This window comes from Streptomyces sp. NPDC047869, assembly GCF_040704065.1.
Taxonomy (GTDB): domain Bacteria; phylum Actinomycetota; class Actinomycetes; order Streptomycetales; family Streptomycetaceae; genus Streptomyces.
Genome location: NZ_JBEYRK010000008.1, coordinates 44,841 through 65,903, shown reverse-complemented (window position 1 = coordinate 65,903; position 21,063 = coordinate 44,841). Strand labels below are relative to the sequence as shown.

The window sequence follows — 21,063 nt, the reverse complement described above, 5'->3', positions numbered from 1 at the left end:
TCAGAGGTCGATCAGCTCCTGACGAGGCTCTCCGCGCGGCGGCCCGGTACGACGCCGGTCCGCCGCGCGGCAGGCCAGGAAGGTGGCGGCGGCCCCGGCGGCGAGCCCGCCGGCGGCCGCCCACCACAGCGGGACGGCGGACCGGGACCCGCTCCGGTCCGAAGCGGCGGACACCGGCGCGCCGAGGAGCCCCGCGCGGTCCAGCCGGTCGTAGAGGTCCCGCGGCGCCCGGTGCCACCGGATGTCGTCGTCCTCCACGTCCGGCGCGGGGTCCGTGCGCACCCAGGGTGTGCCGTCCCCGGCGAGGAAGAGCTGGTCCACCCGCTCGACGGCCGTGTCCCCGCCCGGCGCCCGGCTGGTCTGCGGCCAGCCGCCCACGCCCGTCAGGCCCCACACCACGGTGACCCGCACCCGCGGGTACCGCCCCCGGGTCCAGGCCCGGGGCACCGGCCGGGTCCCGGTGTACTCCGGCCGCAGCAGCTCCCGGAGCCGGTCGAAGGACGGCTCGCCGGACGCCACCGCCCTCGGCGTGCCGCCGCCGTTCGGAATGATCATCACCACATCGGGTGGATCGGCGTCCGCCGCCCGCGCGACCCCCGGCGCCCCGCCCAGGGCGAGCGCTCCCGCGACCGCCGTCGTCCAAGCGGCCCGCGCCCGCCGCGGCCATGTCCCCCGCGCGCCCATGAACTCCCCCTCCGGTGTGTCCCTCCTTGTTACATCCTGCGGACCGGATCGCGCCCCGCCTGTGCCCCACCCGTTCGGGATCCCCACCCGTTACCTGAGAGAATGGTGAACATGGCCAACGACCGACCCCGTGTGCTCTCCGGAATCCAGCCCACCGCAGGCTCGTTCCACCTCGGCAACTACCTCGGCGCCGTCCGCCAGTGGGTGGCCCTGCAGGAGTCCCACGACGCGTTCTACATGGTCGTCGACCTGCACGCGATCACCATTCCGCAGGAACCGGCGCAGCTCCGGGCCAACACCCGGCTGGCCGCCGCGCAGTTGCTGGCCGCGGGTCTCGACCCGGACCGGTGCACCCTCTTCGTGCAGAGCCACGTCCCCGAGCACGCCCAGCTCGCCTGGGTCATGAACTGCCTCACCGGCTTCGGCGAGGCCTCCCGCATGACCCAGTTCAAGGACAAGTCCGCCAAGCAGGGGGCCGACCGGGCCTCTGTCGGCCTGTTCACGTATCCGGTCCTGCAGGTCGCGGACATCCTGCTGTACCAGGCCAACGAGGTGCCGGTCGGCGAGGACCAGCGTCAGCACATCGAGCTGACCCGCGACCTCGCCGAGCGGTTCAACGGGCGGTTCGGCCAGACCTTCACCGTCCCGAAGCCGTACATCCTCAAGGAGACGGCGAAGATCTACGACCTGCAGGACCCGACGGTCAAGATGAGCAAGTCGGCGTCCACCCCCAAGGGCCTGATCAACCTGCTGGACGAGCCGAAGGCGACGGCGAAGAAGGTCAAGAGCGCGGTCACCGACACCGACACGGTGATCCGCTACGACACCGAGAACAAGCCGGGCGTCTCCAACCTGCTCACCATCTTCTCCACCCTCACCGGCCGCTCGATCGAGGAGCTGGAGAAGGACTACGAGGGCAAGATGTACGGCGCGCTCAAGACGGACCTCGCCGACGTCATGGTGGAGTTCGTGACGCCGTTCCGGGAGCGCACGCAGCAGTACCTGGAGGACCCCGAGACGCTCGACTCGGTCCTGGCCAAGGGCGCGGAGAAGGCGCGGGCCGTGGCCGCGGAGACGCTCGCGCAGGCGTACGACCGGGTGGGCTTCCTGCCGGCGAAGCACTGAGCGGCACCGGGCGTACGGCCGCACGCGCACCCGAGCGGGCGGAGCGCTGCACATCACGGCCGCCGCGCCTGCCCACGGGACACCCGTGGCCGTACAGTCGATAACCGACGGGTGAGAAGAAAACAGACACGACGAGGGGAGACGACGTGGGGACCGTAACGATCGGCGTGTCGATCGCGGTCCCGGAGCCTCACGGCAGCCTGCTCCAGGAGCGGCGCGCGGGCTTCGGCGACGCCGCGGCTCACGGCATCCCCTCGCATGTCACCCTGCTGCCGCCGACCGAGGTGGACGAGGCCGACCTGCCGGCGGTGGACGCCCATCTGAGAGGGGTCGCGGCGGCCGGGCGGCCGTTCCCGATGCGGCTGTCCGGGACCGGTACCTTCCGGCCGCTGTCGCCGGTCGTCTACGTGTGCGTCGTCCAAGGTGCCGAGGACTGCTCCTGGCTGCAGCAGCGGGTCCGCGACTCCTCCGGGCCGGTGCCGCGGGAGCTGCAGTTCCCGTACCACCCGCACGTCACGGTCGCGCACGGCATCGACGAGGCGGCGATGGACCGCGCCTTCGCGGAGCTGGCCGGGTTTGAGGCCGAGTGGCCGTGCACCGGGTTCGCGCTGCACGAGCAGGGCGCCGACGGTGTGTGGCGCAAGCTCCGGGAGTACCCGTTCGGTGGATCCGTGGTGCCGCCGCAGGCGGGCCACATGGACCGCGGCACGATCGCCCGCCGGTAGCGGCCGCCTCCTCAGAGGGGCAGTCTGCGGAACACCGTCCGCGGCGCGTGCCGCAGCACCGCCATCACCAGGCGCAGGAAGCCCGGCACCCACACCGTCTCCGAGCGGCGGCGCAGGCCCAGTTCGACGGCCGTGGCGACCGCCTCGGGGGTGGTGGCGAAGGGTGCCCGGGGCAGGCCCGCCGTCCTGGGCGTGACGACGAAGCCGGGGCGTACGACCATGACGTGCACGCCGGTGCCGTACAGCGCGTCGCCGAGGCCCTGCGCGAAGGTGTCGAGTCCGGCCTTGCTGGAGCCGTAGATGAAGTCCACCCGGCGGGCGCGCTCGCCGGCGATCGAGGAGAGGACCACCAGCGAGCCGTGGCCCTGGGTCTGCAGCGCGCGGGCCGCCACCAGGCCCGCCGACACGGCTCCGGTGTAGTTGGTCTGCGCGACCTGGACGGCGCGCAGCGGGTCGCGCTCGTCGTGGGCCTGGTCGCCGAGGATGCCGAAGGCCAGCAGCACCAGATCGATGTCGCCCTCGGCGAACACCTTGCCGAGGACCGGCTCGTGGGACTCGGGGTCGAGGGCGTCGAAGGCGACGGTGCGGACGTCGGCGCCGAGCACGCGCAGGCTCTCGGCCGCCTGCTCAAGACCGGGCGAGGGGCGGCCCGCCAGCCGGACGGTCCGGGCGCCGCGGGCGATCAGGCGGCGCACGGTGGCGAGCGCGATCTCGGAGGTGCCGCCGAGGACGAGCAGGGACCGGGGGAGGGGTTGGAGGTCGGCCATGCCGGTGACCGTATCGTCCCTTTATGGGCGATTGACCGGAGAACATGACTCCGTTCGGCGGAACGGGTGATTAATGGGATGTCACTCAATAGTGTCGCCGTCACCCGCACATCGGTCTCGGTGGCGCGGGCAGAGACGCAGCATGGACTGGCTGAAGAAGCTCCCCGGGATCGGGCCGATCGTCACCCGGCTGATGACCACGCACGCCTGGCGTTCCTACGAGCGCCTGGACCGGGTGAAGTGGACGAGGCTGGCCGCCGCGATGACCTTCGTCAGCTTCGTCGCACTGTTCCCGCTGCTGACGCTGGCCGCCACCGTCGCCGCCGCCACGCTCAGCCAGTCGCAGCAGCGGAACCTGCAGAACAAGATCGCCGAGCAGATCCCCGGCATCTCCGACCAGCTCGACATCAACTCCCTGGTGGAGAACGCCGGCACCGTCGGGGTGATCGCCGGTGCCCTGCTGCTGTTCACCGGCATGGGCTGGGTCGGCCAGGTGCGCGACTGCCTGCGCGCGGTGTGGGAGCTGCCCGACAGCGAGGAGAACCCGTTCCTCGCCAAGGCCAAGGACGCGGGCATCCTGGTCGGTCTCGGCGGCGCGGTCGTCGCCACCCTCGCCATCTCCACCGTGGCCTCGGCGATGGTGGGCCGGCTCAGCGACGGCCTCGGCCTCGACCGGGCCGGCTGGGGGCATGTGCTGCTGCAGGTCATCGCGTTCGCCGTGGCCGTGCTCGCCGACTTCCTGCTGCTGCTCTACGTGCTGACCCTGCTGCCCGGCACCGAACCCCCGCGCCGCCGGCTGCTGGTGGCCGCGCTGACCGGGGCGGTCGGCTTCGAACTGCTGAAACTGCTGCTCAGCGGCTACATCCAGGGAGTCGCCTCGAAGAGCATGTACGGCGCGTTCGGCGTGCCCGTGGCCCTGCTGCTGTGGATCAACTTCACCGCGAAACTCGTCCTGTTCTGCGCCGCCTGGACCGCGACGCCGAGCAAGGACGCCGAGATCACGAACGCGTCCGACGGCGCATCAGATCCGGCAGCGGCCAACGGCGATTGATCAGGAACACCCCGCCCCCGAGCAGCACCAGCAGCCCGCCGGCGACGGCCAGGGCGGTTCCGACGCCGGTGGAGCCGATCCTCCCCGAGGCGCTCGCCACCGGCCGCGTGCCGGACCCGCCGGTCCGGTGCGCCGGACCGGCGGAGGAGGTGGCGCCCGGCTGGGACGTGGACTGCGCGCCCTTCGGCGGCACCAGTTCGCCCACCGGCTCCACCTTGCCGGCCGCCCGGAAGCCCCAGTCGAACAGCTTCGCGGCCTCCTTGTAGACCTCGTTGTGCTCGTGCTTCTCCGGGTTCATCACCGTGACCAGCAGCACCCTGCCGTCGCGTTCGGCGACACCGGTGAAGGTGGCGCCCGCGTCGGTGGTGTTGCCGTTCTTCACCCCGGCGATGCCCTGGTAGACGGGCACGTCCGTGTCGCCGCTCAGCAGCCGGTTGGTGTTGCGGATCTCGCCGGACTCGAACTTCGCCGACACGGTGGAGCAGTACTCGCGGAAGTCCTTCTTCTGCAGCCCGGAGCGGGCGAACAGCGTCAGGTCGTACGCCGACGAACGCTGCCTGGGCGCGTCGTACCCGTCCGGGCTGACCACGTGCGTGTCCAGGGCCTGCAGCTCGTCGGCGTGGTCCTGCATGTCCTGGACGGTCCGGTCCACCCCGCCGTTCATCGCGGACAGCACGTGCACGGCGTCGTTGCCCGAGCGCAGGAAGACCCCGAGCCACAGATCGTGCACGGAGTAGGTGTGGCTCTCCTTTATCCCGACCACGCTCGAACCGGCGCCCATGCCCGCGAGGTCGGACGGGACCACCTTGTGTTCCATCGTCTTCGGGAACCGGGGCAGCAGGGTGTCCGCGAACAGCATCTTCAGGGTGCTCGCCGGGGGCAGCGGCCAGTGCGCGTCGTGCGCGGCGAGGATCTCGCCGGACTCCGCGTCGGAGACGATCCAGGACCGTGCGGTGAGGTCCTTGGGGAGCACGGGCACCCCGGCCGCCAGGTTCACCTGGGTCCCGGGCTGCCCGAGCCGGGCGCCGCCCACCTGCGACATGACCGCCGGGGGAGTGGCCGACGGGCTCGTGGAGGGCGTCGGGGCCGCGAGCGCCGCGGGCGCGGTGGCGGAAAGGGACAGCAGCGTGGCGGAGGTGACCAGCAGGGATCGCCTGAAGGTCTTCTTCGGTGCGGGCACGGTCGGAAACGTACCTGCCATGGACACCGAAGTCCCGCCCGGCATCCCACCCCGGCCACGGAACGCGAGCCCGAACAGCGATACTGAAGGCATGCCGTGCTCGTCCGGGGGAGAACCCCCGGACCCCCGGGCGGCCGCCCGGGCCCGGCATTGTGTCGAAAGGTCAGCCGCCGTGAAACTCAGCCGCCCGGTCTCCTGGTTCCTGCTCGCCTTCGGGGTGTGGAGCTGGGTCATCTGGATCACTTTCGTCAAGAACCTGGTCGAGGACGGCAGCGGACTCGCCTTCGACGACGGCCACCCGACCGCGTACTTCTGGGTGCATCTGCTGCTGGCGATCGTCTCCTTCGTATTGGGGACGGTCATCGGGGTCATCGGGTTGCGCGGACTGCGCGCACTGCGCCGGACTTCATAGCGGGAGACACTGCAGCGTGGTCATCGTCCTCGTCCTCCTCGCGGCGGCCGTCCTGGCCGTGCTGGTGCTCGGGCACTGGTACGTGTGGCGCCGTCTGGTCCGCGACACCACCCGCGGCCCGGGCCCGGCCCGCCGCGCCGGCACGGCGGTGTTCGTCGCCGGCCCGCTGCTGATGGTCGGCGCCCTGGTCGCCGAACGCTCCGGCGCCCCCTTCTGGCTCCAGCGCACCCTCGCCTGGCCCGGCTACCTGTGGATGGCGCTGGCGCTGTACCTGCTGCTGGGGGTGGTGGCCGGCGAGGTCGTACGGCCGCTGCTGGGACGGCTCCTGGCGCGCCGGGCGCGGACCGCCGAGACCCCCGCACGGGAGCCGGAGACCGTGCCGGCGGCAGCGCGGCCGGCGCCGGACGGGCCGGAGCCCGCCCGCCGGGACGAGCCGGAGCCCGCCGGGCAGGCGCCGCGCGGCACGAGCGCCCCCTCCCGGCGGCTGTTCGTCTCCCGGGTCGTGGGCGGGGCCGCCGTGGCCGCCGCCGTCGGAACCGTCGGTCACGGCACCCACGGTGTGCTGCGCGGGCCGCGGGTCAAGCGCGTCACCGTGCCGCTCGCCCGGCTGCCGCGCGCCGCGCACGGGTTCCGGATCGCCGTCGTCAGCGACATCCACCTCGGGCCCGTCCTCGGCCGCGGCTTCGCGCAGCGGGTCGTCGACACCGTGAACGCCACCCGGCCCGACCTGATCGCGGTCGTCGGCGACCTGGTGGACGGCAGCGTGAAGGACCTCGGCCCGGCCGCCGCGCCGCTGGCCCGGCTCAGCGCGCGGCACGGGGCGTACTTCGTCACCGGCAACCACGAGTACTTCTCCGGCGCCGAGCAGTGGGTCGCCGAGGTGCGCACCCTCGGCCTGCACCCGCTGGAGAACGCCCGCACCGAACTCCCGTACTTCGACCTGGCCGGGGTGAACGACCTCCAGGGCGAGAGCGAGGGCCGGGGCCCGGACTTCGAGAAGGCGCTCGGGGACCGGGACCCGGCCCGCGCCTGTGTGCTGCTCGCCCACCAGCCGGTGCAGATCCACGAGGCGGTCCGGCACGGCGTGGACCTCCAGCTCTCCGGCCACACCCACGGCGGCCAGCTCTGGCCCGGCAATCTGATCGCGGCCGCCGCCAACCCCACCGTGGCCGGTCTCGAACGCTACGGCGACACGCAGTTGTACGTCAGCAGGGGCGCCGGCGCCTGGGGACCGCCCACCCGGGTCGACGCGCCGTCGGACGTGACGGTGATCGAGCTGGCCGCCACGCGCGCCTGACCGGGCCGCGGTCGCCCTTGGCGGAAACCGCTTCCACTCCCCTGTGAAGGGGCTGTGTAATTCGGCCGAAACAACGCCTCGGTAAGTTCTCCCTCATTCGGGCCGAAAGCCCTTCCCCGCGCTGCTGGCCGCCAAGGTGTACGACGGCACCGTCCCGACCGGCATCATCGGCCACACCACGTCCTTCTTCGACACCTACCCGACGCAGAGCACCGCGAAGGCGCGGGAGCTGCTCACCCAGGCCGGGGTGACCCTGCCGGTGCGCTTCACCTTCGGCTACGGCAGGGGCCGGGGCGAGGGCGCGGAGGAGGCGGCGGAGCTGAAGCAGCAGCTCGAGAAGGGCGGCCTGTTCAAGGTGGACGTCCAGGGCTACGAGTGGACCGACTTCCAGAAGCGCTGGGCCGCCGGGAAGATGGACGCCTGGGCGGTCGGCTGGGTGGCCGACTACCCCGACCCGGACACCTTCGGCTCCCCGCTGGTCGGCACCGGCTCCACCATGAGCACCGGCTACAGCAGCAAGGCCGTCGACGCGCTCATCCGGAACAGCCAGCAGTACGCCGACCGCGCGCGGGCCTCGAACGACTTCCGAGACATCCAGGGGGACGTGGCGGCCGACGTACCGCTGATCCCGCTGTGGCAGCGCAAGGAGTACGTGGTCAGCACCGAGGACGTCGGCGGCGGCCAGTACCTCTCGGACGGCACGGGCGTGTTCCGCCTGTGGCGCCTGCAGTGGATCTGACGCCCCGCGGGTGAGGGGTCACTCCCCGGCCTTGTCCTCGTCCGCGCCGGTGCCCTCGCGGGCGGCCCTGGCCGCCGGGTCCGGCAGTGCCCTCGTCATCCCCGGCAGGAAGTCGGTGAACAGCTCGTGGACCTCCAGCACCAGCGGGCGCAGTACCCGGAACCTGGCCAGGGCCACCCCGCGGGCGGTCAGCCGTGCGCCGCGCCGCGCCAGCCGGTAGCTGCGCTCGCGGCCCTCGGTCCGGTCGAAGACCCAGTACAGGACGAGACCCATCTGGGACAGCCACATCAGCTCCGGCAGCACGTCCCGCAGTTCGGGCGCCACCTTGGACTTCGAGCCGGCCAGCAGCTCCCGGTGGACGCTGATGGCCTGCTCCCGCGCGTGCTCGCTCTCCGGGGAGAACGGGCTGAGCGGGCTGTCGGGGTCGGCGGCGTTCTTGAAGAACTGGACCGCGAACTCGTGGTAGGGCCTGGCGATGTCCAGCCACGCGGTCAGCACGCCCGCGAGCCGGGCCTCCAGATCGGTCTCCCGGTCCAGGACCTCCCGGACCGCCACCTGGTGCTCGGCGGCGATCCGGTCGTAGAAGCCCTGGATCAGGTGCTCCTTGCCCTCGAAGTAGTAGTAGGCGTTGCCGACGGAGACGCCGGCCTCCTTGGCGATGGCCCGCATGGTCGTCTTGTCGTAGCCGCGCTCCTGGAAGAGCCGCATCGCGGTCTCCAGGATGAGCGCGCGGGTCTGCTCGGACTTGGTCTGGGGGCCGGCCGCTTCGGGGCCTTCGTTCTTCGCGGGCACGGCATGAGCCTAACCAGTGGGGCAGGTGCCGCCGGAACAGGTCGGCGGGTTGTAGGTCCAGCCCGCGCGCGGGTCGTACGACCATCCGTCGGCCCGCGGGTAGGCCTGCCCGCCCCACTGCGCGCCCCGCCACTTGGCGGCCGCCAGCACCGCGCCCCGGGCCAGCCGGGCCCCGGCCGGGGTGCTCAGCCGGTGGGCGAGCGGGCGGTGTTCGCGCAGGGCCCACAGGACGACGATCCAGGCGCGGGAGGCCTGGTACACCTGTCCGGAGTCGCCGATCACGGTGACCTCCTCCAGGGTGGCGGCGTGGTCGAGCACCGGGTAGCGCCGGCGGGCCTCGTCCGAGCCGGCCGGGACCAGCTCCAGCGGCACCAGCTTCGGCTGCCGTACGAGCCAGTCGCGCAGGTGGGTGCACAGGGCGCACTCGGCGTCGTAGAGGACGGTGAGCCCGCGGACCGGGACGGACGTGGCGTCCCGGTCCCGCGCGGAGGTCACCGCGCTCACGCCCCCGCCGTCGGCGGGATCCAGGCCTGCGGGGTCACCGGGGGCTGCTGCTCCCGCTCCATCAGCCCGCGCCGCCGGATCCTGTTGAGCACGTACACGTTGCCCAGGTGCATCACACCGAGCACCAGCAGTACCACGCCGAGCTTGGCCGACAGGGCCTCGAAGATGCCCCGGGTGTCGTCTATGTCGCCGCTGTCGTTCAGGTACAGCGCCACGAAGCCCAGGTTGACGAGGTAGAAGCCGACCACCAGGAGGTGGTTGACGGCGTCGGCGAGCTTCTCGTTGCCGCGCAGCACGTCGGACAGGAAGACCCGGCCGTTGCGGCTGAGCGTGCGGGCCACCCAGACGGTCAGCGCGATGCTGACCACCAGGTAGATGACGTAGGCGATGACGGTGCGGTCCATGCCCCACCCCTTCTTGAACGCGTTCAAAACGCTGACAGGGATGACTCTAGCCCTGCTTTTGAACATGTTCAACTCAACGCCCCGGCGGATCGCGCCGGCTGCGCGCGTCAGCTCCGGCGGCCCAGCTCCGGGCGCTTGCTGTAGTCGGTGAACCCGAGGACGTTCCCCCAGGGGTCGGCGATCTCGACGGTCCAGCCGGTGGCTCCCGGGAAGGGCTCGTCCAGCGACACGATCCCCGTACCGGCCAGCTCCCGCGCCGCCGCCCGCGCGTCCGGCACCTCGAGCCACAGCCGCGGCGAGGGCCACGGCGGCGGCCGGTGCCCCAGCGCCTCCTCGGCACGAAGGAGGATCCCGGGCACCTCGCCGCCGACCTTCAGCAGGGCGATCCCGGCCTCGTCGAGCCGGAACCCGACGGTGAACCCGGCCCGCTCGTAGAAGTCGACGGCCTCGCCGAGGTCGCCGACGGGAAACAGCGCGTTGTCGAACCCGAGCAGTTCGTACGACCCTTTGTCTGACATGTCGTCACATTAGGGCTCAAACCCGACCATACGCGAGAAGCCCCACCGGAGCGGATCCGGCGGGGCTCGTTCTTCGCACGCCCGAGGGCCCCGCTCCCAGTGGGAACGGGGCCCTCGGAAGGGTACTGCGGACGACCTCAGTAGCGGCGCGTGATCAGCGCGCGCTTGACTTCCTGGATCGCCTTGGTGACCTCGATACCGCGCGGGCAGGCGTCCGTGCAGTTGAAGGTCGTGCGGCAGCGCCACACGCCGTCGCGGTCGTTGAGGATCTCCAGGCGCTGCTCGCCCGCCTCGTCACGGCTGTCGAAGATGAAGCGGTGGGCGTTCACGATCGCGGCCGGGCCGAAGTACTGGCCGTCGTTCCAGAACACCGGGCAGGACGACGTGCACGCGGCGCACAGGATGCACTTCGTGGTGTCGTCGAACCGCTCGCGGTCCTCGGGGGACTGCAGACGCTCGCGCGTGGGCTCGTTCGTGTCCTTCGTGATCAGGAACGGCATGACGTCCCGGTACGCCTGGAAGAACGGCTCCATGTCCACGACCAGGTCCTTCAGGACCGTCAGGCCCTTTATGGGCTCGACCGTGATCGGCTTCTCGGGGTTGAGGTCCTTGATCAGCGTCTTGCAGGCAAGGCGGTTCTTGCCGTTGATCCGCATCGCGTCCGAGCCGCAGATGCCGTGCGCACACGAGCGGCGGAAGGTGAGGGTGCCGTCGATGTCCCACTTGATCTTGTGGAGGCCGTCGAGGACCCGCTCCTTGGGGTCGATCTCCAGCTGGAAGTCTTCCCAGGCGGCCTCCGCCGAGACCTCCGGGTTGAACCGGCGGATCCGGAAGGTGACCGTGATGTAGGGGGAGTCGGCGAAGCCGGGCTCGGGCTGGCCGGCCGCGTCCGCCTTGTCCAGAACAGGGGTAGCCATCAGTACTTACGCTCCATCGGCTGGTAGCGGGTCTGGACGACCGGCTTGTAGTCGAGACGGACGGTTTCCGAGCCGTCGGCGCCGACCTCGCGGTACGCCATGGTGTGGCGCATGAAGTTGACGTCGTCGCGGTTCGGGTAGTCCTCGCGGTAGTGACCGCCGCGGGACTCCTTGCGGGCGAGGGCGGACACCGCCATGACCTCGGCCAGCTCGAGCAGGTTGCCCAGCTCGATCGCCTCGAGGAGGTCCGTGTTGAACCGCTTGCCCTTGTCCTGGATCGACACGTTCTTGTAGCGCTCGCGCAGCTCGGCGATCTTCTCGACGGCCGTCTTGATCGTCTGCTCGGTGCGGAACACCATGACGTTGGCGTCCATGGTCTCCTGCAGCTCACGGCGGATGGTGGCCACCCGCTCGCTGCCGGTGGAGGTGCGCAGCCGCTCGATCTGCTCGACGACCAGGGACTCCGGGGCCTCGGGCAGCTCGACGAAGTCCGCCTTCGCCGAGTACTCGGCGGCGGCGATGCCGGCGCGGCGGCCGAAGACGTTGATGTCCAGCAGCGAGTTGGTGCCGAGGCGGTTGGCACCGTGCACCGACACGCAGGCGACCTCCCCGGCCGCGTACAGGCCCGGGACGACGGTGGTGTTGTCCGCCAGGACCTCGCCCTGGACGTTCGTCGGGATGCCGCCCATGGCGTAGTGCGCCGTCGGCTGGATCGGGATCGGGTCCGTGTAGGGCTCGATGCCGAGGTACGTCCGCGCGAACTCGGTGATGTCCGGGAGCTTGGCGTCGAGCTGCTCCGGCGGCAGGTGGGTGAGGTCCAGGTAGACGTGGTCGCCCTCGGGACCGCAGCCGCGGCCCTCGCGGATCTCCGTGTAGATGGAGCGGGAGACGACGTCACGGGACGCGAGGTCCTTCATGACCGGCGCGTACTTCTCCATGAAGCGCTCGCCGTCCTTGTTGCGCAGGATGCCGCCCTCACCGCGGGCGCCCTCGGTGAGCAGGATGCCCATGCGCCAGATGCCGGTCGGGTGGAACTGGAAGAACTCCATGTCCTCCAGCGGCAGCCCCCGGCGGTAGACGGCGGCCTGGCCGTCACCGGTGAGGGTGTGCGCGTTGGAGGTCACCTTGAAGAACTTGCCGGTACCGCCGGAGGCATAGATCACGGCCTTCGCCTGGAAGATGTGGATCTCGCCGGTGGCCAGCTCGTACGCCACCACACCGGCCGACCGCTTCACGCCGTCGACCTCGGTGATGAGCTGGTCCAGGACGTAGAACTCGTTGAAGAACTCCACGCCCTCCTTGACGCAGTTCTGGTAAAGCGTCTGGAGGATCATGTGGCCGGTGCGGTCCGCGGCGTAGCAGGACCGGCGGACCGGGGCCTCGCCGTGGTTGCGGGAGTGACCGCCGAAGCGGCGCTGGTCGATCGTCCCGTCGGGCGTCCGGTTGAACGGCAGGCCCATCTTCTCCAGGTCGAGGACGGCGTCGATGGCCTCCTTCGCCAGGATCTCCGCGGCGTCCTGGTCGACCAGGTAGTCACCGCCCTTGACCGTGTCGAAGGTGTGCCACTCCCAGTTGTCCTCCTCCACGTTGGCCAGCGCGGCGGCCATGCCGCCCTGCGCGGCGCCCGTGTGGGAGCGGGTGGGGTAGAGCTTGGTCAGGACCGCGGTGCGGCTGCGCTTCGTCGACTCGATGGCCGCGCGCATGCCGGCGCCGCCGGCGCCGACGATGACTGTGTCGTACTTGTGGATCTTCATGATTCTCGCAGCCCCGTGCCTAGCGGATGTTCGGGTCGAAGGTGAAGATCACCAGCGTGCCGAGCAGGATGGTGAACACCGTGGCGGTGTAGAGCAGAGCCTTCAGCCACAGCCGGGTGTTCGCGCGCTCGGCGTAGTCGTTGATGACCGTGCGCAGTCCGTTGGCGCCGTGCAGCATCGCGAGCCACAGCATCAGCAGGTCCCAGACCTGCCAGAACGGGGACGCCCAGCGGCCGGCCACGAAGGCGAAGCCGATCTTGGAGACGCCGCCGTCCAGGACGAGCTGGATCAGCAGGTGGCCGATGACCAGGACGACCAGCACGATGCCGGACAAGCGCATGAACAGCCAGGCGGCCAGCTCGAAGTTGCCCCGGGTGGACTTGGGGCTCTTCTTGGTCCGCCTGCGCGGCGCCTCGATCAGCGGGGCCGGGTTGTCGACGGAGTACACCGGGGCGCCCTCGACGGGGCCGACTCCGGACGCGGGGGTTTCAGTCGTGGACATGAGTGTCAGCTCCCGAACAGGGCACGAACGGCGTGGCCGAGGACCGGGTAGAGCGCGCCGATCATCAGGACGATCCAGACGCCCATCACGGTCCAGAACATCTGCTTCTGGTAGCGCGGGCCCTTCGACCAGAAGTCGACGGCGATGACACGCAGGCCGTTGAGCGCGTGGAAGAGGATGGCGGCGACGAGGCCGTACTCCAGCAGCGCGACGATCGGCGTCTTGTAGGTCGCCACGACCTTGTCGTAGGCCTCGGGGGAGACACGGACGAGTGCGGTGTCCAGCACATGCACGAACAGGAAGAAGAAGATGAGGACGCCGGTGACTCGGTGAGCCACCCAGGACCACATTCCTTCCCGTCCGCGGTACAGCGTTCCAGCCGGCACGGAAGAACCCTCCGGGAGCGGGGACTAGGGCCGCGCCGGCTTCACGGTCGGTCGGGCCCGGCCGGGTACGGTCCACCGGCCCTCAGCATCGTATCCATGCGGCGCGGCGTGGCTTACGGGGGGCCTACTTGTGTGATCAAAGTGGCACCGGACGGGCTAGGGGTGCGGCATTCGGGTGGTGGTTGCGGTCATATCCCGGAAGCGGGCGTGTTGTGGCTGGTCGCGCCGCTCGGCGGGCGGGGCGCCGGGCCCGCCAGGTACGTCGCCAGCCGGTGCTTCGCCAGGCGCCGCAGCTCCTCCGCGGCCATGACCCGCTCCTCCTCCGGATCGTTCGCCAATCGTGACCGGATGCCCTCCAGAATGCGGTCGATGACCTCGTACGCCGGGGTCTCGCCCAGATAGATGACGAACGTGTGTCCGAATTTCGCCTCGTAGGCCGCGTGTGCCGCGCTCAGCGCCATGTGCGCCGCCTGGTAGGTGTCCTCCGGCAGCTCGGGCAGCGGCTCGCCCGCCAGGGCCCTGGCGAGATCGGCGGCGGGCAGGTCGTACGTCGCCTCGTCCGCCGCCGCCAGCAGGGCGTCCAGGTCGGGGTAGGGGCGGTGCTCGGCGATGCGCCCCGACCAGCGCGGATTGCGCAGGCAGCGCAGCAGCATCGCGTCCGCCTCGTCGGCGGGGGCGGCGTTGAAGGCGTCCAGCGGCGTGGGGAGGTACGGGAGACGATGCGCAGGCAGCGTGGGTCCTCGCGTCACATGTGGTGTGGCAGGGGATCTTGTGAAGGCTGTGCCGCTACGTTATCGAGAGTGGTCACAGTGTGTCCGACGGGTATCTGAATTTCACCCGTACGGAAGAGTTTCGGAACACCTCGATGACGGGGGACGGGCCGATCGGTCGTACGTTGGCTGAGTGACCCAGCACAGGCGCCGGGCGTCGGCGCAGCAGGTGAGGCGGAAGCGGGCGGTGGTTACCGCGGCTTTCGCGGGGACCGTCGCGCTCGGTGTGGGCGTGGGCGTGTGGGCGTCGGCGGACAGCGGCGGAAGACCGGCCGAGGATGTGGCGCAGGCCCCGTCGGGCCGGGCGCCGGCCAGTCCGTCGCCCAGCCGCTCCTATCCGCTCTCCCAGGCGCCGCGCACCATACCGGCGGTCAGCTCCCACACCGCGGCGCACGGCCCCGGCTGGCGCCCGGAGAAGGGCGAGCGGGTGGTCGTGAGCGATCCGTCGCTGGCCGACGAGGGCCGGCTGACGGCCGGTGAGCTGGGACTGACCTACGCCGGGGAGAAGAACGACAAGCGGGCCGGGGACGTCCGGCTCACGCTGGGCAAGCGCGGCGGCAACCCGGAGTCGTACACCATGACCGTCCGTGACGGCCGGGTCGACATCAGCGGGCCGGCCGAGAGCGGCGTGTTCTACGGCACCCGCACCCTCAAGCAGGAGGTCCACGGCGGCGGCACGGCACCGGAGGGCGTCGTGCGCGACCAGCCCGCGAAGCCGGTGCGCGGCTTCAACCTGGACATCGCCCGCAAGCCGTACAGCGCGTCCTGGATCGAGGACCGGATACGCGAGCTGGGCGACCTGAAGTTCAACGAGCTGGGACTGCACTTCTCCGACGACCAGGCCTTCCGGATCGAGTCCAGCAGCCATCCCGAGATCGTCTCCACGGACCATCTGACCAAGGCACAGGTCAAGCGGATCGTGGACCTGGCGAAGAGCCGGCACGTCACGGTCGTGCCCGAGATCGACTCGCCGGGCCACCTCGGCGCGGTCATCGCCGCCCACCCCGACCTGCAACTGCGCAATGCCAACGGGGTCGCCACGCGGGGTGCGATCGACATCTCCAAGGCCGGCTCCGCGAAGATCGTCGACGACCTGCTGAACGAGTACGCCGGGGTCTTCCCGGGCAACCAGTGGCACCTCGGCGGCGACGAGTACCAGGCGCTGACGGTGTCGGACCCGCAGGCCTCCTACCCGCAGCTCGCGGCCGCCGCCCGGCAGAAGTACGGCTCCGGCGCCACCGTCGCCGACCTCGCCACCGGCTGGCTCAACGACCGCGCCACCACCGTCCGCGCCCACCACCGGACCATGCGGGCCTGGAACGACGGCTTCTTCCGGAACACCTCCGTGCGGCCCGCGAAGGACCTCCAGGTCGCCTACTGGACCGGCAAGGAGATCGGCGCCCGGCAGCCGGTGGAGTACCTGCGCGACGGCCGCAAGGTCCTGAACTACAACGACGAGTTCATGTACTACGTCCTCGGCCAGCCGCAGACCTTCGTCTACCCGACCGGGCAGCGGATCTACGAGCAGTGGAACCCGCGTGTGCTGCGCGGCACCACCGCCGTCCCGTCGAGCTACGACGGGCAGATCCCGGGCGGCTCGTTCGCCGTGTGGAGCGACATCCCGAGCGCCCAGACCGAGGCGCAGGTCGCCAGCGGCATCCGGATGCCGCTCAGGGCCACCGTGCAGAAGCTGTGGGACCCGGGGAAGCCGGCGCTGTCCTGGGCCGAGTTCAAGGCGCTGGCGGACCGGCTGGGCTGAGCGCCCGCCGGGCGCGGTATCTTCCGCGTGCCGCATCACAGGGGACACGGGGGGTCTCGATCATGTCCGAAGCACGCCTGCGCTCACCACTGGGCCTCGGCCGTGCCGCCGTCATACTGCTCGGACTGGTGATCGCCGCCGACCTGTTCGACATCTGGGCCGGAGTGCTCGAGATCCGCGTCGCCGGCGAGATCCTCGACGGGATCAACGACGACGCCGCGCTCCGCCGCGGCGAGCTGGCCGACGCCCTCCACGACTGGTCCCGCGCCGCCCAGACCCTCACGCTGTTCGCGACGGCGGTCGTGTTCCTGCGCTGGTTCCACCGCGTCCGGGTCAACGCGGAGGTCTTCGACCCCGCCAGGCACACCAAGTCGCGCGGCTGGGCGGTCTGGGGCTGGTTCTGCCCGGTCGTGAACCTGTGGTTCCCGCGCCGCGTCGCCCTCGACGTCTGGGACGCCGGCGCCCGCTGGGCCGACCGGCCCGGCCACGGCCTGGTCAACTCCTGGTGGACGCTGTGGATCGTCTCGCTCCTCGCCGACCGGGCGACGGAGTGGCGGTACGACACCGCCCGGGGCGCGGTGGGCTGGCGCGAGGCCCTCCGTCTGATGCTGGTCGCCGACGCCCTCGACATCGCGGCCGCCGTGCTCGCCGTGCTGGTCGTCCTCAGGCTGACCCGCATGCAGCGGGAGAGGGCCCTCGCCGGTTCCGGGTTCGTCACGGCTCTTGGCTGAAAAGCTTCGGCTGTGACACCCTCGGCCCGTTGCACGCAGTAAGGGGAAGTGCGGGCTCCGTAAAGGCGGCGCCCTGGCGAGGGAGGCTTCCATGAGCCTGGTGGAACTGATCGCGCAAGCCGGCGAACGGGGGCTGGCCGTGAGCGGGCTGGCTTGTTTGGACCGGTGCGTTCCCTTGCTGGGCGGTGACGACGAGGTGCTGCGCCCGCTGTGGGCGAGCGTCGCCGAGGGCTCGGACTGGGCCGGCGGCCTGGAGAAGGCGCGCGGCGCGCTCGGCCCGGAGGACTCCGACGAGGACGAGGCCGCGCGGCTCGCCCACCGCATGCTGGACGAGGCCCCGGCCGAGCGCACCCCCGAGGCGGTACGGGCCTGGGCGGACGCCTGCTCCGTCGCCTCCCTGCGGATCCACCGGCTCCTCGACCCGGCCGCCGACGGCCCGGACGACACCGGCGACGTGGAGGCCGGCCGCACCGGCGACGCCGAGGGGCTGCCCCCGCTCGTCGCCGCCGAACTGCGCCGCCAGACCGTCGTCCTGGAACTCCTCGCCGAGCACGGCACGAACGGCCTGCGCCGGGCCCTGGACGTGTCGGTCGAGGGCCGCCGGGTCCTGAGCGCCGTGGTGTCCCGCCGGGCCCGCGGCCGCGGCTGACCGGCCCGCACGGACCGGCGCCCGCCGGTCTCCGGCCGAACCGCCGCATAGGGGACGGGCGCACGGTAAACCCCGCCGCTGGGCGAGTCCTGTGTCCGTCCTGCGGTGGCGGTGGGGCGTTCCTGCGCCGTTTGCGGGAACCCGCCGGATCGCTGTGACGGATGCCCCGCGGGGCCCGCTCTTCCCTATGTGACAGCGCACTACGTGACAGCACAGCAGGAGACCCGGCCGCACGCCGCGGCCAAGCCCGCACGCTGGGCCGCGGACACGGTGGCGGCCATGCGCGAGGGCGCGCGGCTCAGGCTCGACTACTCGGTGCAGAGCCTGTGGCGGGTGGACCGGATGATCGACGGCATCCGCCGCGAGGGGCCGCCGTACGCGGCGGTCGAGCAGGCGTTGCGCGGCTTCGGCGCCTACGCCGGCGAGGTCGTCGTCCGCCGGACCGGCGCCGAGTGGTGGTCGTCCGGCGGTGAGCACTGGATCCGCACGCCCGACGGCCGCCTGTGGGACCCCCTCGACGAGGCCCGCCGCGCCTACACCGGCCACGGCTCACTGCGTCTGTTGTGCCGGGACGCCACGAGCGGGCCGGCCGGCTGACACCGGAGCAGGGGGCCGCGGACCGGCCCCGGACGCGCAGCGGCCGGGACCCGCCGCGAGGCGGAATCCCGGCCGCTGCGCCGCACGGGTGCTACGGCGTCAGCGTCACGCCCAGTCCGGCGCCCGCCGGGGTGCCGAGCATCGTCCTGCTCAGCACGGCCGTCTGGCTGTAGCCGAGACCCGAGCTGTTGCTCGGCAGGTACATCAGGATGCCGTTGCCGCTGTCCTCGCCCGCCACGCCGAGCGTCAGGTCGGCGCGGCCGTACCCGGAGAGGTCGGTCAGGGAGACCGACGAGCCGGCCTTGTCACCGCTCTCGGTGTTGCCCGGCACGCCCGAGGTGTCCTGCGAGACCGCGACCGCGCCGGAGCCGGTGAGGCCCGAGGCGCCGCCCTTGATGAGGAGCGCCGAGCCCGCGTCGGCCTGGTTGACGCCGCCGCGTGTGATGTCCTCGCCGGGCAGACCGGTCAGGACGTCCGGGTAGCCGTCGCCGTTGTAGTCGCCGACCGAGACGGAGGCGCCCATCGCGTCACCGGACTCGTTGCCGCCGGGGACGCCCGTGGTGTCCTGGTGGACGGTGACCATGCCAGTGGTGGTGAAACCGGTCGAGGAGCCCGGCACCAGGGTGACCTGGCCGCCCGACTTGCCCCCGGACTCGCTCGTGTACGGCTGGCCGATGACGATGTCGTCGTAGCCGTTGCCGTTCACGTCACCGGCGGCGATCGACCGGCCGCCCTTGACCGAGATGACGCCCGCCTTGGTCAGGCCCGTCGCCGAGCCGGCGAACCGCAGGACACGGCCGATGCCGCCCGTGTCCCGGTAGTTGAGGGCGACGTCGGCGTATCCGTCCCGGTTGAAGTCGCCGGTCGCGGCGTCCAGGTAGGCGACGGAGCCGGTGGCGGTGGTCAGCGTGCCGGAGGTGGTGGCGCCGCCGGTCAGCCGGACGTTCCAGTTACCGCCCGTGCCGGTGCCTGCCGAGAAGACGTCCGCCTTGCCGTCGGCGTTGAAGTCGCCGACCGCGACGGCGGAGCCGAGCTTGGCGCCGGTCGCCGTGACGCTGCCCGACGTGGCGTAGGAGAAACCGGTGTCGAGAGCGGGGCCGTACATGACGGTGACCGCGCCCCGGTCGGCGTGGCCGGTGGTGTCGTCCTCGCCGGGCGCGCCGATCGCGAGGTCGGCGAAGCCGTCGCCGTTGACGTCACCCCAGGCGGTGGCGGCGCCGAAGCTGTCACCGGACTCGGAGGAGCCGGGGACGCCCGGGCTGCTCTGGGTGAGCGTGAGCTTCTTCGCGGGGACCGGACCGTCCACCCCGCCCGGCACGACCGTCACCGAGTTCGCCTTCGGGGTGCCCGCCACCAGGTCGGCCAGACCGTCCCGGTCGCGGTCGGAGGTCGGCAGCGCGTGCGAGATGCCCGGGGTCTTCGCCAGGGCGGCGATCAGGGACAGCTTGCTGTAGAGGTTGTCGCCGGGGCAGGCGGTGGCGTTGGTGTCACGGTGCCCGAAGACCCGGGGCAGGGTGATGTCCTGGCCCTTGTCGATCAGGTTGCCGTCCTGGCCCTTGGGGCTGCCGGAGGTCAGCGTGACCTTGCCGGTCGGGTCGATGCCGTACATCCCGAACTTCCACGCCACGATCCGGGCGATCGAGTCGAGCGCGGCCCGGGACGGCTTCGCCGACACGTAGTTGCCGATGTAGGAGATGCCGACCGTGTTCGTGTTGAACCCGATGTCGTGCGCGCCCACCACCGGCAGGTCCATGCCGCCGCTGCGGCCCTCGAAGATCTGGCCGCAGCGGTCGACGACGAAGTTGTAGCCGATGTCGAAGTAGCCGCGGGAGAAGTGCTCCTGCTGGATCGTGCGCATCCGGGCCCGCGAGTCGGCGCAGGACACCGTGTTGTCGCTGTCGACGCCGGTGTGGTGGATGACGGCGGCCTTGATCTCCGTGCCGTAGCTCGGCGTGCCGTCGTAGTCCGTGGAGGCGCCCCACTCGGCCTGCGTGATCACCGGCGGCTTGACGACCGTGGAGGGCCGCGGCTCCGGGACGGTGCTCGACGGGGACGGGGAGACCGAGTCGGACACCGACGGCGAGGCGGACGCGCCGGTGGAGTCGGACACCGACGGCGAGGGGGCCGACGTGTCCGGGGCCGACACCGAGTCACTGGGCGCCGGGGAATCCGTCGGTGACGACGGGTCGGACGGTGCCGGTGACGTGGTGTCCGCGGCGAACGCGGCTGGCTGCGGGCTGCCCGCCGGGTCCGTGCCCGGGTCGAGCAGCTTGACGTCCATCCCCGCCGGGAGCCCGGCCGTCGTGGTGCCGTCGGCGTTCACCACCCGGACCGCGACGCCGTCCGCGTCGCCCGTCCACATGGACCCCGTGCCGCCGCGTGCCTCGGCCCGCGTGCCCTCGGCGCCGTCGGCGGAGAACGGGTCGTCGGGCAGCTTCGCCCAGTCCGACCACTTCCCGGTCTCCTTCGAGCGGTAGCGGAGCTCGGGTGTGCCCTTCAGCCCGGCCCGCTCGTTGTCCCAGGTGAGCAGCGCGGCGCTGAACCGCTCGGTGTCCCTCTTGGCCAGCCCGCGGCGGCCCCCGCCCTGGTCCGCCAGCTTCACTGTGTGCACGGAGGCTTTGCGGCCCGCCCCCTTGCCGTCGTTGTGCGCACCCGGGTCCGCGACCGCGTAGGTGACGGCCCCGGCACCGCCCAGCACCACGGCGCCGAGCGTCAGCCACGCCCGTCGCTTGAGACTGAGCGGTCTGTACGCATGGGTCCTGCGAGGACTCAACTGTCCCACCCCTAGAGAATGAACACG

The 21,063-nt window shown here is 71.6% G+C and carries 22 protein-coding genes and 1 pseudogene; 10 read left to right on the top strand and 13 right to left on the bottom strand.

Going from position 1 to position 21,063, the window contains the following annotated elements:
* The gene (locus tag AB0924_RS13070; RefSeq protein WP_366911411.1) at nucleotides 1–555 is read right to left on the bottom strand and encodes a hypothetical protein; all 555 of its coding nucleotides are present in this window, start codon (nucleotides 553–555) and stop codon (nucleotides 1–3) included.
* A gap of 240 nt (nucleotides 556–795) precedes the next feature.
* On the opposite strand from AB0924_RS13070, the gene trpS reads away from it, so the two are divergent.
* Both trpS and AB0924_RS13060 read left to right on the top strand, forming a co-directional pair.
* The gene (gene trpS / locus AB0924_RS13065; protein ID WP_358938019.1) at nucleotides 796–1,809 is read left to right on the top strand and encodes a tryptophan--tRNA ligase; all 1,014 of its coding nucleotides are present in this window, start codon (nucleotides 796–798) and stop codon (nucleotides 1,807–1,809) included.
* Between the two features lie 146 nt (nucleotides 1,810–1,955).
* Nucleotides 1,956–2,534, top strand: coding sequence for a 2'-5' RNA ligase family protein (locus AB0924_RS13060; protein ID WP_358938017.1), 579 nt, complete (start codon nucleotides 1,956–1,958; stop codon nucleotides 2,532–2,534).
* Between the two features lie 11 nt (nucleotides 2,535–2,545).
* On the opposite strand, the gene AB0924_RS13055 is transcribed toward AB0924_RS13060, so the two are convergent.
* Nucleotides 2,546–3,301: a decaprenylphospho-beta-D-erythro-pentofuranosid-2-ulose 2-reductase gene (locus tag AB0924_RS13055; protein WP_366911410.1), complete on the bottom strand. Its 756-nt coding sequence runs from the start codon at nucleotides 3,299–3,301 to the stop codon at nucleotides 2,546–2,548.
* Between the two features lie 142 nt (nucleotides 3,302–3,443).
* On the opposite strand from AB0924_RS13055, the gene AB0924_RS13050 reads away from it, so the two are divergent.
* Nucleotides 3,444–4,352 carry a YihY/virulence factor BrkB family protein gene (locus tag AB0924_RS13050; protein ID WP_366911409.1) on the top strand — a complete coding sequence of 303 codons (909 nt, stop codon included), beginning with the start codon at nucleotides 3,444–3,446 and terminating at the stop codon, nucleotides 4,350–4,352.
* Here AB0924_RS13050 and AB0924_RS13045 read toward each other — a convergent pair.
* Nucleotides 4,300–5,532, bottom strand: a complete 1,233-nt coding sequence (locus tag AB0924_RS13045) for a D-alanyl-D-alanine carboxypeptidase (RefSeq protein ID WP_366911408.1) — start codon at nucleotides 5,530–5,532, stop codon at nucleotides 4,300–4,302. The genes AB0924_RS13050 and AB0924_RS13045 overlap by 53 nt on opposite strands.
* Before the next feature lie 172 nt (nucleotides 5,533–5,704).
* On the opposite strand from AB0924_RS13045, the gene AB0924_RS13040 reads away from it, so the two are divergent.
* The 3 genes and pseudogenes from AB0924_RS13040 to AB0924_RS13030 all read left to right on the top strand — a co-directional run.
* Nucleotides 5,705–5,944 carry a hypothetical protein gene (locus AB0924_RS13040; protein WP_358938009.1) on the top strand — a complete coding sequence of 80 codons (240 nt, stop codon included), beginning with the start codon at nucleotides 5,705–5,707 and terminating at the stop codon, nucleotides 5,942–5,944.
* 16 nt (nucleotides 5,945–5,960) lie between these two features.
* Nucleotides 5,961–7,241: a metallophosphoesterase gene (locus AB0924_RS13035; protein ID WP_366911407.1), complete on the top strand. Its 1,281-nt coding sequence runs from the start codon at nucleotides 5,961–5,963 to the stop codon at nucleotides 7,239–7,241.
* A 124-nt stretch (nucleotides 7,242–7,365) separates the two neighbouring features.
* Nucleotides 7,366–7,980 (top strand): annotated as a pseudogene (locus AB0924_RS13030) (ABC transporter substrate-binding protein); the annotation flags it as partial.
* 18 nt (nucleotides 7,981–7,998) lie between these two features.
* Here AB0924_RS13030 and AB0924_RS13025 read toward each other — a convergent pair.
* The 9 genes from AB0924_RS13025 to AB0924_RS12985 form a co-directional block, all read right to left on the bottom strand.
* Complete coding sequence (locus tag AB0924_RS13025; RefSeq protein WP_366911406.1) at nucleotides 7,999–8,772, bottom strand: TetR family transcriptional regulator; 774 nt, start codon at nucleotides 8,770–8,772, stop codon at nucleotides 7,999–8,001.
* A 9-nt stretch (nucleotides 8,773–8,781) separates the two neighbouring features.
* Nucleotides 8,782–9,276, bottom strand: a complete 495-nt coding sequence (locus AB0924_RS13020) for a DCC1-like thiol-disulfide oxidoreductase family protein (RefSeq protein ID WP_358938005.1) — start codon at nucleotides 9,274–9,276, stop codon at nucleotides 8,782–8,784.
* The gene (locus AB0924_RS13015; RefSeq protein WP_358938003.1) at nucleotides 9,273–9,680 is read right to left on the bottom strand and encodes a hypothetical protein; all 408 of its coding nucleotides are present in this window, start codon (nucleotides 9,678–9,680) and stop codon (nucleotides 9,273–9,275) included. Before AB0924_RS13015 ends, AB0924_RS13020 begins: the two co-directional genes overlap by 4 nt.
* A 107-nt stretch (nucleotides 9,681–9,787) precedes the next feature.
* Nucleotides 9,788–10,198 (bottom strand): VOC family protein, encoded by a 411-nt coding sequence (locus AB0924_RS13010; RefSeq protein WP_358938001.1) that lies wholly within the window; start codon nucleotides 10,196–10,198, stop codon nucleotides 9,788–9,790.
* 137 nt (nucleotides 10,199–10,335) lie between these two features.
* On the bottom strand, nucleotides 10,336–11,115 hold the full coding sequence (locus tag AB0924_RS13005; RefSeq protein ID WP_358937999.1) for a succinate dehydrogenase iron-sulfur subunit: 780 nt from the start codon (nucleotides 11,113–11,115) through the stop codon (nucleotides 10,336–10,338).
* The gene (sdhA, locus tag AB0924_RS13000; RefSeq protein ID WP_358937997.1) at nucleotides 11,115–12,869 is read right to left on the bottom strand and encodes a succinate dehydrogenase flavoprotein subunit; all 1,755 of its coding nucleotides are present in this window, start codon (nucleotides 12,867–12,869) and stop codon (nucleotides 11,115–11,117) included. The genes AB0924_RS13005 and sdhA overlap by 1 nt, the downstream gene beginning before the upstream one ends.
* Before the next feature lie 19 nt (nucleotides 12,870–12,888).
* Nucleotides 12,889–13,371 carry a succinate dehydrogenase hydrophobic membrane anchor subunit gene (locus tag AB0924_RS12995; RefSeq protein ID WP_358937995.1) on the bottom strand — a complete coding sequence of 161 codons (483 nt, stop codon included), beginning with the start codon at nucleotides 13,369–13,371 and terminating at the stop codon, nucleotides 12,889–12,891.
* A 5-nt stretch (nucleotides 13,372–13,376) separates the two neighbouring features.
* Nucleotides 13,377–13,757, bottom strand: a complete 381-nt coding sequence (sdhC, locus tag AB0924_RS12990) for a succinate dehydrogenase, cytochrome b556 subunit (protein ID WP_358937993.1) — start codon at nucleotides 13,755–13,757, stop codon at nucleotides 13,377–13,379.
* A 188-nt stretch (nucleotides 13,758–13,945) separates the two neighbouring features.
* On the bottom strand, nucleotides 13,946–14,506 hold the full coding sequence (locus tag AB0924_RS12985; protein ID WP_366911405.1) for a 2-oxo-4-hydroxy-4-carboxy-5-ureidoimidazoline decarboxylase: 561 nt from the start codon (nucleotides 14,504–14,506) through the stop codon (nucleotides 13,946–13,948).
* Between the two features lie 154 nt (nucleotides 14,507–14,660).
* Between AB0924_RS12985 and AB0924_RS12980 the strand changes: the two genes are divergently transcribed.
* The 4 genes from AB0924_RS12980 to AB0924_RS12965 all read left to right on the top strand — a co-directional run bounded on the left by AB0924_RS12980 (nucleotide 14,661) and on the right by AB0924_RS12965 (nucleotide 18,263).
* Entirely contained in the window at nucleotides 14,661–16,286 is a 1,626-nt protein-coding gene (locus AB0924_RS12980; RefSeq protein WP_366911404.1) for a glycoside hydrolase family 20 protein, read from the top strand.
* Nucleotides 16,287–16,348: 62 nt separating this feature from the next.
* Nucleotides 16,349–17,017, top strand: a complete 669-nt coding sequence (locus tag AB0924_RS12975; RefSeq protein ID WP_366911403.1) for a DUF4328 domain-containing protein — start codon at nucleotides 16,349–16,351, stop codon at nucleotides 17,015–17,017.
* A gap of 91 nt (nucleotides 17,018–17,108) precedes the next feature.
* On the top strand, nucleotides 17,109–17,666 hold the full coding sequence (locus tag AB0924_RS12970; protein ID WP_366911402.1) for a hypothetical protein: 558 nt from the start codon (nucleotides 17,109–17,111) through the stop codon (nucleotides 17,664–17,666).
* Between the two features lie 204 nt (nucleotides 17,667–17,870).
* The gene (locus AB0924_RS12965; protein WP_366911401.1) at nucleotides 17,871–18,263 is read left to right on the top strand and encodes a hypothetical protein; all 393 of its coding nucleotides are present in this window, start codon (nucleotides 17,871–17,873) and stop codon (nucleotides 18,261–18,263) included.
* Nucleotides 18,264–18,354: 91 nt separating this feature from the next.
* On the opposite strand, the gene AB0924_RS12960 is transcribed toward AB0924_RS12965, so the two are convergent.
* A complete protein-coding gene (locus tag AB0924_RS12960) occupies nucleotides 18,355–20,961 on the bottom strand; it encodes an FG-GAP-like repeat-containing protein (RefSeq protein WP_366911479.1) in 2,607 nt (868 codons plus the stop codon).
* Between the last annotated feature and the right edge of the window lie 102 nt (nucleotides 20,962–21,063).